The sequence below is a fragment of the Streptomyces sp. Y1 genome (assembly GCF_041053115.1).
GTDB lineage: Bacteria > Actinomycetota > Actinomycetes > Streptomycetales > Streptomycetaceae > Kitasatospora > Kitasatospora rubellomurina.
Map to the genome: position 1 here is coordinate 2316680 of NZ_CP163445.1, position 12731 is coordinate 2329410.

Sequence of the window (12731 nt, forward strand, 5' to 3'; positions counted from 1 at the left end):
CGGAGAGGCCCCGCCCGTGTTTGCCGTACCGCTCGCCGAGAACGCCGAACTGCGCCCCCTGGAGCCGTGGCAGGCCCCCGAGTTCCTCGCCCACATCGAGCGCGGCCGCGCCCACATCGACCCGTGGATCCCGTGGGCGAGCTTCTCCACCGACCTGGAGTCGGCCCGCTCCACCCTGCAGCGCTACGCGGACCGGCAGAACTCCGACTCCGGCCGGATCTACGGCATCTGGCGGGACGGCACGCTGGTCGGCGGCGTGATGTTCGTGCACTTCGACGCCAAGAGCGGCACCTGTGAGATCGGCGCCTGGACCGAGCCGGCCGGGGAGGGCGGCGGGCTGGTCACCGCCGCCGTCCGCCTGCTGCTGGACTACGCCTTCACCACCCGCGGCCTGCACCGCGCCGAGTGGTGGTGCTCGGCCGCCAACGCCCGCAGCCGGGCCGTCGCCGAGCGGGTCGGCATGACCCGGGACGGCGTGCTGCGCGAGTGGTTCCTGCACAACGGGGTGCGCCACGACAAGGAGGTCTGGGGGATCCTCGCCCCCGAGTGGGCCGCCGCCACCGCCCGGGACTGAGCAGGTGCGGCGGGGCCCGGTGGACCTTCCCCGTCCACCGGGCCCCGCCGCACGCTCCACCGCCCTCTCCCCCGGCGGCCGCTCAGGCCGCCCGCGCGCCGACCGCCGGCGCCGGCCGCACCGCCGCCGCCGGCTCCGCGCTCGCCACGGGCCCGTCCCCGTCCAGCAGCGCGCCGCCGACCGCCCGCAGCCGCCACACCAGCAGCACCACCAGCACCAGCACCCCGCCCGCGGCCAGGAACACCGTGTCCACCGCCTCGGTGAAGCTGCGCACCGCGTGCTCGTGCGCCTCCCCGGTGAGGGTGCGCACCGCGCCGAGCGGCAGCCCCGGTTCGCCGGCCGCGAAGACCCGGGCCAGCACGCTGCCGAACAGCGCCGCGCCGAGCGCGTTGCCGAGGTTCTGGAAGAACCGGATGCCGGTGGTCGCGACGCCCAACTGGTGCTGGGGCGCGGCGTCCTGCACCACCGTGATCAGCTGGCCGATCAGCTGGCCCAACCCGGCGCCCAGCAGGGCGAGTTCGGCGAGCACCGCGACCAGCGGGGTGTCCGGCCCGCTGAGGCCCAGCAGCAGCATGGCGAGCGCCGCGCAGGCCGCGCCGGCCAGCAGGAAGACCCCCAGCGAGTGGCTCCGGGCGAGCAGCTTGCCGACCAGCAGGCCGGAGACGGTCATCCCGACCGCCATCGGGATCAGGTACAGGCTGGCCGTGGTCGGGGCGACGCCGCGGGCGACCTGCAGGTAGAGCATCACCTGGACGATCGAGCCGATCATGCCCATCCCGGTCAGGCCCTGGATCGCGAAGCCCAGCCGCACCGCGGGGATCCGGAACAGCGACAGCGGCAGCACCGGCTGGGCGGCGACGGCCTGGCGCCAGAGGAAGAGGCCGAACAGGGCCAGCGTGCCGGCGGCCAGCCCGAGGATCACCGGGGACGTCCAGCCGTAGTCCTTGCCGCCCCACTCGGTGACCAGCAGCAGGCCGACCGCGAAGGCGGCGGCCAGGGCCGCGCCGAGGAAGTCCAGGCCGCCTCGGCCGGCCGCCTTCGGCAGCTTGATCACCAGGGCGACGCCGACCAGCACCAGCACGCCGAGCGGCAGGTTGACGCAGAAGATCCAGCGCCAGCTGAGGTGGTCGGTGAGCAGCGCGCCGACCAGCGGGCCGACCGCCATGCCGATGCCGGCGATGATCCCGCCCATCGCGCTGCCCTTGCCCTTGCTGCCGGGGCCGGGCCCCTTGAACTGGGCGATGACGACCATGGTGACGCTCATCAGCCCGCCGCCGCCGATGCCCTGCAGGGCACGGAAGGCGATCAGCTGCTCCATCGACTGCGCCGCCCCGCAGAGCCCGGAGCCGAGCAGGAAGGTGGCGACCGCGCCCATCAGCACGCGCTTGGCGCCGTACATGTCGCAGAGCTTGCCGTAGAGCGGCAGCAGCGCGGTGGCGGCGAGGGCGAACGCGCTGATCAGCCAGGGCAGCCGGTCGACGCCGTGGACGGGGTCGAGGTCGCGGACGATCGGCACGGTGGCCGCCGACACGATGTTCATGTCCAGCACCGCCAGCACGATCGTGATCAGGCAGAGCAGCATGCCCAGCCTGCGCCGGACGGGTGTCATCAGCTCGGTCGCGCCGGGCTGTCCGAGGACGGCGGTCGTCATCTCAAGTCCCCCCATGGTCGGTGGAGTTCGCGCCGGGCCGGAGCGGCCGGCGGCACGTCCTCACCATGGCACGTCTTTTTGGACCGGGTCAACTCTTCATCTCGACCAATCTTTGAGCCAGGCACATGCTTCTTCCCGGTCAACCTTTGAGCCTGGTACAGTCCCGGCATGGCGAAGCAATCCGGACTGGACCTCGGCCCCGACCGCATCCCCGACCTCGACGCGCTCCCGCTGCGTGAGCGCAAGAAGATCCAGACCGGCCTGCGGATCTTCCGCACCGCCATCCGGCTGTTCACCGAGCGGGACTTCGACCAGGTCTCGGTCGCCGAGATCGCGGCCGCCGCCGAGGTGTCCAAGATGACCGTCTTCAACTACTTCCCCAGCAAGGAAGACCTGGTCATGGGCCCGATGGAGCAGCACCTCGACGAGCCGGCCCGGGTGGTGCGCGAGCGCGCGCCGGGCACCTCGGCGGTGGTCGCGCTGCGCGAGCACTTCACGGCCGCGCTGGAGCGCTTCGATCCGGCCTCGGGGCTGAACGACGACGGGACCGTGCTCGACGTGGTCCGGCTGATCCACCGCACCCCGGCACTCGCCCTGCGCGCCACCCACGGCTACGACCGCGTCGCGTCGTCCCTGCTGGCCGCCGAACTGCTCGCCCAGGACCCGGCGCACGACGAGCTGACCGCCCGCGTCGCCACCGCCCAGCTGCTGGCCGCCCGGGTGGCGCTGATCACCGGGAACCACCGGCGGATGCTGGCCGGCGAGCGCGCCGCGGACGCCCTGCCCGCCGCGCTCGACGAGGCCCGCCGCGCCTTCGCCCTGCTCGAACACGGCCTCGGCGACTACTGCGCCGCCGTGGCCGCACCCGCGTCGGACGGCGTCGGCGCCGCCTGAGAGAGTGGGCGCACACGACCCTCCGGAGGTGCGCCATGGACCGGCCAGACCAGCCGCTGCTCGTACGGGACCGCTCCGCCGTGCCCGCCCGGGCGGAGGGCCTGAACGCCTACGTCGGCGCGGACGGCGTCGCGGTGCTGGAGTTCGCCCGCCCGCACCGCCGCAACGCAGTGACCCTGGCGATCTGGCGGGCGCTGCCCGAGGTGCTGAAGCAGCTCGCCGCGCACGAGGGCGTGCGCGCCCTGCTGCTGACCGGCGCCGGGAACACCTTCAGCGCGGGCGCGGACATCACCGAACTCGCCGACGTGTACGGCGATCCGGAGCACGCGGACGCCTACCACGCGATCAACGTCGCCGCCGAGGAGGCGCTGGCCGCCTTCCCGCACCCGACGATCGCCGTGGTGCACGGCGCCTGCGTGGGCGGCGGCTGCCAGTTGGCCGTCGCCTGCGACCTGCGGTTCGTCGCCGAGGACGCCCGGCTGGGGATCACCCCGGCCAAGCTCGGCGTGGTCTACCCGGCGGTGCCGACCCTGCGGTTGGCCCGGCTGATCGGCCCGGCCCGGGCCAAGTACCTGCTGTTCTCCGGGGAGTTGGTGCGCGGCCGGGACGCGCTGCCGCTGGGCCTGGCCGAACGCGTCCTGCCGGCCGCCGAACTGGACGCCGCCGCGCTGGAGTTCGCCCGGCTGCTGACCGCCCGCTCGACGCAGACCATCGGCGCGGTGAAGGCCGCGCTCGCCGTCCCGGCCGAGCGGGCGGCCGAGGCGCTGGCCCCGTGGGAGCGCCGCTCCCGCGAGGACGGCGACGTGCGCGAGGGCCTGGCCGCCTTCCTGGAGGGCCGCCCGCCCCGGTTCTGAACCGCCACCGATGCCCGACCGCGGCTCCGAACCGCCGACTCCGAGCCGCGGCGGTGCCCGACCGCGGCTCCGAGCCGCCGCCGATTCTGAAACTCCGCCCCAGGAAAATACGATCGTCCGACAAGGATCGATCCACACCGCCTGGAGCACACCGCCGATGACCACCGAGCCCACGACGGCCGAGTCCCGGACCGCCGCCACCCCCCGGACGGTCTGGGCCCGGCGGATCACCGACGGCGTCGAGCCGAAGAACGTGATCATCGCGGTCTGCCTGCTGATGGGCGCCGTCCGCTACGGCTGGAAGGGCCTGGCCTGGGCCGCCTTCGCCGCGCTGTTCGCGGCCGTCATTCCGACCCTGTTCATCCAGCGCGGCATCCGCAAGGGCACCCTCGAGGACCGCCACGTCGGCCACCGGCAGCGCCGGCTGACCGTCATCCCGTTCATCATGGGCTCGGTCGCCGTCAGCTTCACGGTGATGATCCTGGCCCACGCCCCCGCCGACCTGACGGCGATGGTGGCGGCGATGTTCGCCTCGCTGATCCCGATCCTGGTGATCACCGTCTGGTGGAAGGTCTCGGTGCACACCGCCGTCGCCGGCGGCGCGGTGGTCTGCCTGGGCATCGCGCTCGGCCCGCTGTGGCTGCTGCTCTACCCGGGCGTCGCGCTGATCGGCTGGTCCCGCGTGGTGCTGCGGGACCACACCACCGCGCAGACGATCGTCGGCGCGGCGGTGGGCGCGCTCACCGCCGGGCTCACCTTCTGGCTGGCCCGCTAGCACTCACGGGGGCGTTCAGCGGATCGGCTTCCCCGAGATCGCCCGGGCGATGACCAGCCGCTGGATCTCGCTGGTCCCCTCGAACACGGTGTAGATCGCGCTGTCCCGGTGCATCCGCTCCACCGGGTACTCCCGGGTGAAGCCGTTGCCGCCGAGGAGCTGCATCGCCTGGGTGGTGACGAACCTGGCCGTCTCACCCGCGTACAGCTTGGACATCGAGCCCTCGGCGGCGGTGAACGGCTGGTTGTTGGCCGCCATCCAGGACGCCCGCCACACCAGCAGCCGGGCCGCGTCGATCCGGGTCTTCATGTCGGCGAGCTGGAAGGCCACGCCCTGGTTCTCGATGATCGCCCGGCCGAACTGCTCCCGGGTGGTCGCGTAGTCCAGCGCCACCTCGTACGCGGCCCGGGCGACGCCGACCGCCTGCGCGCCGACCGCCGGGCGGGAGGCCTCGAAGGTGGCCATCGCCGCGTTGCCGCGGCCGCTGCGGCGCACGCCCTCGCGGGCCCGCGCCAGCCGCTCGTCCAGCTTCTCCTTGCCGCCGAGCAGGCAGCTGCCGGGCAGCCGGACGCCGTCCAGCACCACCTCGGCGGTGTGCGAGGCGCGGATGCCGTGCTTCTTGAACTTCTGGCCCTGGCTCAGCCCGGGGGTGCCCGGCGGCACCACGAAGGAGGCGTGCCCGCGCGCGCCCAGCTCCGGGTCGACGGAGGCGACCACCACGTGCACGTCGGCGATGCCGCCGTTGGTGACCCAGGTCTTGGTGCCGTTCAGCACCCACTCGTCCTTGGCCCCGTCGTACACCGCCCGGGTGCGCATCGAGGCGACGTCGGAGCCCGCGTCCGGCTCGGAGGCGCAGAAGGCGCCCAGCTTGACGTCGTCCGGCGTGCCGAACATCTGCGGGGTCCAGGTGCCGATCTGCTCGTCGGTGCCGTTGGCGAGCACCGCGACGGCGCCCAATGTGGTGCCGACGATGGCCAGGCCGATGCCCGCGTCGCCCCAGAACAGCTCCTCCATGGCGATCGGGATGCCGACGCCGGAGGGGTCGAAGTACTGCTGGGCGTAGAACTCCAGCGAGTAGACGCCCAGTTTGGCGGCCTCCTGGATGATCGGCCAGGGGGTCTCCTCGCGCTCGTCCCACTCGGCCGCGGCCGGGCGGACCACGTCGGCGGCGAAGCCGTGCAGCCAGTCGCGTACGGCGAGCTGGTCCGCGCCCGGGTCCAGCGAGAACGTGCTGCTCATGGTGCTTGCCTCCGAGGAAGGGGTACGGCCGACCAGGGTGTTACCTCCGGTAACATCGTCGGAGTCTGCTACTTGTTGGTAACCGGTGTCAACGCCCAGACCGGTGTCAACCCCCGGACCGACCCCGACTCCCAGGAGAAGCGCATGTCCCGAGAGCCCAGACGCGAGCAACTGCTCAACGCCGCCGACCGGGTCATCCAGCGCGACGGGCCGGGCGCCAGCATGAACGCCATCGCCGCCGAGGCCGGCATCACCAAGCCGATCCTCTACCGGCACTTCGGCGACCGGAACGGCCTGATCAGCGCCCTCACCGAGCGCCACACCGGCGGCCTGCTCGCCGCCGTCCGGGCCGCCCTCGCCGAACCGCTGGAGCGCCGCGACCGGGTCGAGCACGTCCTGGACACCTACCTGGCCGGCATCGAGGCCCGCCCCCAGGTCTACCGGCTGCTCACCCACCCCGAACCGGGCGACCCCACCGGCGCGGGCAACGCGCTCGCCCCCGCGCTCAAGCAGATCGCCGAGGAGATCACCCGGGCCGTCCAGGGCCAGATCGACCTCGGCGCCGACCGCGACCTGCTCGCCGAGGCCTGGGGCCGGGGCATCACCGGCATGGTGCTGGCCGCCGGGGACTGGTGGCTGGAGAGCCGGCCCTGCTCGCGCACCCGCATGGTGCAGGCCCTGGCCGACCTGCTCTGGGGGCGCCTGGCCGCCGCCGCCGACCTGCCCACCGCCGTCCTGCCCACCATCCCGGTCGAGCCCGAGGCCGAGCCGGACGCCGGCTGAACCCCGCTGCCGGACTCCCCTGCCGAACTCCCCTACCGAACTTCCGCTGCCCAACTCCCCGTAGGCGCACGCCCCTTGTGCCGCGACCGGCGCCGGGGGCATCATCGGGCCCCGTCCCCCGCCGTGCGAGGTCCCCCGATGCGCCTGCGCCGCACCGCCGTCGCCCTGCTGCTCGCCGCCACCGCCACGCTGACCGCCACCCCGGCCTCCGCCCACGGCGAGGCCCACGGCGGCGCCCCCGACCGCTTCCCCACCGGGACGGCCACCGCCCCGGACGGCCGCACCGCCCTCACCGACGCCCGGGGCCGGCACCTCCGGTTGCGCGGCTTCAACCTCGACAAGTACGCCGAGGCCACCGAGGCCGACCTCGCCTCCATCGCCGCACAGGGCTTCACCCTCGTCCGGCTGCCCGTCTCCTGGACCAGGCTGGAGCCCGAGCGCGGCCGCCTCGACCCCGCCGAACTGCACCGGCTGCAAGGCCTCCTCGACCGGGCCGACCGCGCGGGCCTGCTCGTCCTGGTCGACCTCCACCAGGACGTCTACGGGCCGAAGTTCGGCGGCGGCACGAACGGCATCCCGGTCTGGGCCACCCGCGACGACGGACTGCCCTTCACCCCCGACCCGGACGACTGGTTCGCGGGCTACTTCCAGCCCGCCGTCCAGGCCGCCTTCCGCCACCTCTACGACGACCCCGACCTGCGCGCCTGGCAGGCCGACTTCTACACCCGGCTCGCCCGCGAACTGCGCGGCCACCGCTCGCTGCTGGGCTACGACCTGTTCAACGAGCCGTTCGGCCCGGTGGACGGCGACCCGACCGACCCGGCCGTGCTCGCCGCCGCCTCCGCCGCCCTGGAGAGCGGCCGGCTCGCCGACATGTACCGCCGGCTGATCGCCGCCGTCCGCCGGGCCGACACCCACGCCTGGCTGTTCGTCGAACCGACCGTCCTGGTCGGCCAGGGCGTACCGACGCGGCTGCCCGGCTTCACCGACCCGCGCCCCGGCGCGCCCCGGCTCGGCTACGCCCCACACTTCTACGACACCGCCGTGGAGAACGGCGCCGACTGGGACGGGGCGGACGGCTTCGTCGAGCAGTACACGGCCGCGATCACCGCCTACCCGGCCGCCCACCGGCTGCCCGTCCTGGTCGGCGAGTGGGGCCCGCCGAACTCCCGCACGCCCGGCAACCGGGAGCTGGTCCGCCGCCAGGTCGCCGCGATGGACGGCTTCGCCGAGGGCTGGACGATGTGGTACTGGTGCCGGGGCGACGGCGGCTACTGCGCGCTGGACCGGGCCGGGAACCCCGCCCCCGGCGACGAGCCCGCCTTCGGCCCGTACCCGGCGGCCGTCGCCGGCACCGGCGTGCGCACGGACGGCTCCACCGTCCGCTGGAGCGCCGACGGCACCGGGCGCGACAGCGAACTCGTCCTGCCGCCTTCCGCGTTCCCACGCGGCGCCCGGGCCGCCGTCACCCCGGCCGACGCCCGGGTCGAGGTCGACCAGCCCGCGCCCGGGCGGGCGGGAACGGTCCGGATCCGGCTCCCGCACGCCCGCCCGGGCACCCCGGTCACGGTGACGCTCACCCCCGGATGAGGATCATGCGAGCCCCCGCCGGGCCAGCAGCGGCGCGGTGTCCGGCGCCCGGCCGACCACCGCGCGGAAGGACTCCAGCGGGTCCCGGCTGAACCCGCGCGCCAGCAGCTCGCGCCGGAACAGCTCGCCGCTCTCCCGCACCGACCGGCCGTTGGTCTCGAACCACCGCACGGTGTCGGCGTCCAGCACCTCGGACCAGATGTACGCGTAGTACGCCGCGCTGTAGCCGCTGGAGAAGACGTGCTGGAAGTACGCCGTCCGGTAGCGCGGCGGGATCGCCGGCACCGCCAGCCCGACGTCGGCGAGCGCCCGCGCCTCGAACTCCTCGGCGTCCGCGACCTCCTGGCCCTGCGGCACGGTGTGCCAGGCCCAGTCCAGCAGCGTGGCCGCCAGGTACTCCACCGTCCGGAAGCCCTGCCCGAAGCCCTCGGCCGCCGCCATCCGCTCGACCAGCTCGGCCGGCAGCGGCTCCCCGGTCTCGTGGTGGCGCGCGTAGTTGGCCAGCACCTCGGGCCGGACCATCCACATCTCGTTGACCTGCGACGGGAACTCGACGAAGTCCCGGGGCACCGAGGTGCCCGCGAACAGCGGGTACTCGACGTCCGAGAACAGCCCGTGCAGCGCGTGCCCGAACTCGTGGAACAGCGTGCGCACCTCGTCCCAGGTCAGCAGCACCGGCTCGCCGGGCGCCGGGCGCGGGATGTTGAGGTTGTTCAGCACCACCGGCCGCCGCCCGGTCATCCGGGACTGGGTGACCAGCGAGTCCATCCACGCCCCGCCGCGCTTGGACGCCCGGGCGTGGAAGTCGCCGATGAACAGGCCCAGCGCGGTGCCGTCCTCCTCGAACACCTCGAAGACCCGGGCGTCCGGGTGGTGCGCGGTGAGGTCCGGCCGCTCGGCGAACTCCAGGCCGTACGCGAGCTTCGCGGCGAAGAACACGCCGTCGCGCAGCACCCGCTCCAGCTCGAAGTACGGGCGCAGCACCGCCGCGTCCACCTGGTAGGAGGCCTGCCGGACCTTCTCCGAGTAGTACGCCCAGTCGTGCGCGGCGATCTCCTCGACCCCGTCCGCGGCCGCCACGCCGGCCAGCTCCTCGGCCTCCCGGCGGGCGTTCGCCACGGCCGGCTCCACCAGGCGGCGCAGCAGCCCGTCCACGGCCTCGACGGTGCCGGCCGTCTCGTCCGCCACCACGTACGCGGCGTGGCTCGGGTGGCCCAGCAGCGCGGCCCGCTCGGCGCGCAGCGCGGCCGTCCGGATCGCCAGCGGGCCGTTGGTGTCGCCGGCCCGGCCGAGCGAGGCGGCGAGCAGCCGCTCGCGCACCGACCGGTCGGTCAGCTGGGCGAGTTCGGGCTGGGTGGAGGTGTTCTTCAGGCTCAGCACGTACTTGCCGTCGTGCCCGAGCACCCGGGCGTTCTCGGCGGCGCCGGCGATCGCGCCCTCGGACAGCCCGGCCAGCTCCTCGGCGGAGTCCAGCACGAGGGCGGCGGCGCGGGTGGCGGCGTTCACGTTCTGCTGGAAGGTCGTGCCGAGCACGGCGAGTTCGGCGTTCAGCTCGCGCAGCCGGGCCTGCTCGGCCTCGCCCAGCCGGGCGCCGGAGCGGACGAAGTCGTCGTAGCGGCGCTGCAGCAGCCGCTGCGACTCCGCGTCCAGGCCGAGGTCGGCGCGGGCCTCGTACAGCGCCTCGATCCGCTCGAACAGCCGGCGGTCGAGGTGGATCGCGTCGTGGTGCGCGGCCAGCAGCGGGCTGACCTTCGCGTCCACCTCGTCCAGCAGGTCGGTGGTGTCGGAGCACGCCTGGTTGTCGAACACCACGCGCACCCGCCGCAGCAGTTCCCCGGAACGCTCCAGCGCCAGCAGGGTGTTGTCGAAGGTCGGCACGCTCCGGGTGTCGGTGATCGCCTCGATCTCGGCCAACTGCTCGGCCATCCCGCGCTCGAAGGCGGGCAGGTAGTGCTCCTCGCGGATCTCGGCGAAGGGCGGCAGTTCGTAGGCCAGCCGGCTGGCCTCGAAGAACGGGTTCTCGGTCATTTCGCCGACCATACGCGCCGTCACCCACCCTGCCCATACGTTTTGGACGCGCGGCGCCGCGGGCGCCCGGGACCGGGGCTTGCCGGGATTGTCGTACCCACCCGCTAACGTCGACGCCGCGCGCCGGCACGGCCCCGCACACCCGCAGCGCACCCCGCAGCGCGCCCCGCCGCACCCCCGCAGCACCGCACCCCGCCCACCGGAGAGGAGGCGCCCGCCCGTGGCCCCCAGAACCGCCCTCGCGCCCGACCCGCACGGCCCCGGCGGCCGCCTCCAGCCGCTGGACGACGCCGGCACGCCGCTCGGCCCGCCCGAGGCCGTCCCCGACCTCGCCGCCGCCGTCGCCGCCCGGGAGGCCGCCGACCGCCCGCGCTGGGTCTGGGCCGCCGCCGACAGCGCGTACGCCCCGCTGCTGCCCCGGCTGCCCGACCGGCTCGCCCGCTGCCACGACCTGCGGCTGGTCGAGCCCCTGCTGCTGGCGCACGAGGGCCGCTTCGGCGCGCCCCGCTCGCTCGGCGCCGCCTGGTCCCGGCTGCGCGGCCTGCCCGTGCCGGACGACCTGCCCGAGCCCGGCCTGGCCGACGCCGACGACGGGCAGGACACCCTGTTCGCCCCCGACCGGCTGCAACTGCCGCCCGGCGCCGACCCGCTGACGGCCGTGGTCGCCGTGCACGCCGAGCAGCAGCGCCGGATCGCCGCGATCGCCGACCCGGCCGCCCGGCAGCGGTTCCGGCTGCTCGCGGCCGCCGAGTCGGCCGGCGCGCTGGTCGCCGCCGAGATCGCGCACGACGGCCTGCCCTGGCGCACCGACGTCCACGACCGGCTGCTCACCGAGCTGCTCGGCCCGCGCCCGACCGTCCCCGGCGCCCAGCCGAGGCGGCTCGCCGAGCTCGCCGTCGAGCTCCAGCACGCCCTCGGCGCCAAGCCGTTCAACCCCGACTCGCACACCCAGGTGCTGCGCGCCTTCGCCGAGGCCGGCATCCAGCTCGGCTCCACCCGCTCCTGGGAGCTCAAGGGAATCGACCACCCGGCCGCCGCGCTGCTGATCCGCTACAAGGAGCTCGCCCGGATCCACGTCGCGCACGGCTGGGCCTGGCAGGACGCCTGGGCCCGCGGCGGCCGCTTCCGGCCCGAGTACGTGGTCGGCGGGGTGGTCTCAGGCCGCTGGGCCAGCCGCGGCGGCGGCGCCCTGCAGATCCCGCGCATCCTGCGCCGCGCCGTCGTCGCCGACCCGGGCTGGCTGCTGGTCGTCGCCGACGCCGCCCAACTGGAGCCGCGCGTCCTCGCCGCGCTCTCCCAGGACGCCGGGCTGGCCCGCACCGCCGCCGGCGGCGACCTGTACGAGGCGCTGGCCGTCACCGCCTTCCAGGGCGACCGCGACAAGGCCAAGCTCGGCCTGCTCGGCGCCATGTACGGGCAGACCAGCGGCGACATCGGCCCGCTGCTGAACACCCTGCGCCGCCGCTACCCGGCCGCGATGGGCTACGTCGAGGCCGCCGCCCGCACCGGCGAGGACGGCGGCACGGTCGCCTCCCGGCTCGGCCGGGTCTGCCCGCCCGCCACCGCCGCCTTCCTCGACCTCACCGAGGCCGACACGGCGGGCGAGGCCGGCGGCCGCACCGCCCGCGCCCGGGGGCGCTTCACCCGCAACTACGTCATCCAGGCCAGCGCCGCCGACTGGGCGCTCGCCCTGCTCGCCGCGCTGCGCCGCCGCCTCCACGACCTGCCCGCGGCCGGCCCGGCGGACCGCCCGCACCTGGTGTTCTTCCAGCACGACGAGGTGATGGTGCACACCCCGGCCAACCTCGCCGACGAGGTCGCCGCCGCCGTCGCCGAGGCCGCCGAGGAGGCCCGGCGGCTGGTCTTCGGCGACACCCCGGTGCGGTTCCCGCTCAGCACGGCGGTGGTGGACTGCTACGCGGACGCGAAGTAGCTACGGCAGCTTGCGGAAGGTCCGCGCGTCCTCGGCCGCCGCGACCACCTCGGCCAGGCCCGCCCCGGTCGAGGCGGTGACGGCGGCCGCCACCGCGCCCTCCACGAACGGCGCGTCCACCAGCCGCACGCCCGGCCGCGGCTCGTCCTCCAGCACCGTCACGGCGGTCAGCACCGAGCTGCCCAGGTCCGGCAGCACGACCACGCCCGCCCCGCCGTCCGCCTCCGCGATCGCACCGGCGATCAGCTCGTAGCTGGTGCCGAGCCCGCCGTCCTCCGTCCCCGCCGCGACCACCACCCGCACGCCGTCCGAGGCGAGTTCGCCGAGCAGCTCGCGCAGCCCGGCCGCCAGCGCGGCACTGTGCGACACCAGAACAATCCCCACGTGTTCGCTCATGCCGGCGACCCTAC

General features: G+C 74.9%; 11 protein-coding genes. 7 read left to right on the forward strand and 4 right to left on the reverse strand.

Features of this window, described 5'->3' with window-relative positions:
* Positions 1-16: 16 nt before the first annotated feature.
* The gene (locus AB2U05_RS09690) at positions 17-574 is read left to right on the forward strand and encodes a GNAT family N-acetyltransferase (protein ID WP_045692765.1); all 558 of its coding nucleotides are present in this window, start codon (positions 17-19) and stop codon (positions 572-574) included.
* 82 nt (positions 575-656) lie between these two features.
* Here AB2U05_RS09690 and AB2U05_RS09695 read toward each other — a convergent pair whose 3' ends face one another.
* Complete coding sequence (locus tag AB2U05_RS09695; RefSeq protein ID WP_369185930.1) at positions 657-2183, reverse strand: MFS transporter; 1527 nt, start codon at positions 2181-2183, stop codon at positions 657-659.
* A 210-nt stretch (positions 2184-2393) separates the two neighbouring features.
* Between AB2U05_RS09695 and AB2U05_RS09700 the strand changes: the two genes are divergently transcribed.
* The 3 genes from AB2U05_RS09700 to AB2U05_RS09710 all read left to right on the forward strand — a co-directional run bounded on the left by AB2U05_RS09700 (position 2394) and on the right by AB2U05_RS09710 (position 4748).
* On the forward strand, positions 2394-3119 hold the full coding sequence (locus AB2U05_RS09700) for a TetR/AcrR family transcriptional regulator (RefSeq protein ID WP_369183029.1): 726 nt from the start codon (positions 2394-2396) through the stop codon (positions 3117-3119).
* 35 nt (positions 3120-3154) lie between these two features.
* Positions 3155-3973 (forward strand): enoyl-CoA hydratase/isomerase family protein, encoded by an 819-nt coding sequence (locus AB2U05_RS09705; protein WP_078859607.1) that lies wholly within the window; start codon positions 3155-3157, stop codon positions 3971-3973.
* A gap of 157 nt (positions 3974-4130) precedes the next feature.
* On the forward strand, positions 4131-4748 hold the full coding sequence (locus AB2U05_RS09710) for a phosphatase PAP2 family protein (RefSeq protein ID WP_045709081.1): 618 nt from the start codon (positions 4131-4133) through the stop codon (positions 4746-4748).
* A gap of 15 nt (positions 4749-4763) precedes the next feature.
* On the opposite strand, the gene AB2U05_RS09715 is transcribed toward AB2U05_RS09710, so the two are convergent.
* On the reverse strand, positions 4764-5987 hold the full coding sequence (locus AB2U05_RS09715) for an acyl-CoA dehydrogenase family protein (protein ID WP_045692762.1): 1224 nt from the start codon (positions 5985-5987) through the stop codon (positions 4764-4766).
* 144 nt (positions 5988-6131) lie between these two features.
* Here AB2U05_RS09715 and AB2U05_RS09720 point away from each other — a divergent pair, with 144 nt between their 5' ends.
* Together AB2U05_RS09720 and AB2U05_RS09725 are read left to right on the forward strand one after the other, a co-directional pair.
* A complete protein-coding gene (locus AB2U05_RS09720) occupies positions 6132-6770 on the forward strand; it encodes a TetR family transcriptional regulator (protein WP_045692761.1) in 639 nt (212 codons plus the stop codon).
* Positions 6771-6908: 138 nt separating this feature from the next.
* Positions 6909-8360: a cellulase family glycosylhydrolase gene (locus AB2U05_RS09725; protein ID WP_369183030.1), complete on the forward strand. Its 1452-nt coding sequence runs from the start codon at positions 6909-6911 to the stop codon at positions 8358-8360.
* Between the two features lie 3 nt (positions 8361-8363).
* On the opposite strand, the gene AB2U05_RS09730 is transcribed toward AB2U05_RS09725, so the two are convergent.
* Positions 8364-10388, reverse strand: coding sequence for a M3 family metallopeptidase (locus tag AB2U05_RS09730; RefSeq protein ID WP_369183031.1), 2025 nt, complete (start codon positions 10386-10388; stop codon positions 8364-8366).
* A 220-nt stretch (positions 10389-10608) separates the two neighbouring features.
* Between AB2U05_RS09730 and AB2U05_RS09735 the strand changes: the two genes are divergently transcribed.
* Complete coding sequence (locus AB2U05_RS09735) at positions 10609-12321, forward strand: bifunctional 3'-5' exonuclease/DNA polymerase (protein ID WP_045709077.1); 1713 nt, start codon at positions 10609-10611, stop codon at positions 12319-12321.
* Here the strand turns inward: AB2U05_RS09735 and dhaM are convergent, their stop codons facing one another.
* A complete protein-coding gene (gene dhaM / locus AB2U05_RS09740; protein ID WP_045692757.1) occupies positions 12322-12717 on the reverse strand; it encodes a dihydroxyacetone kinase phosphoryl donor subunit DhaM in 396 nt (131 codons plus the stop codon).
* Positions 12718-12731: the final 14 nt, after the last annotated feature.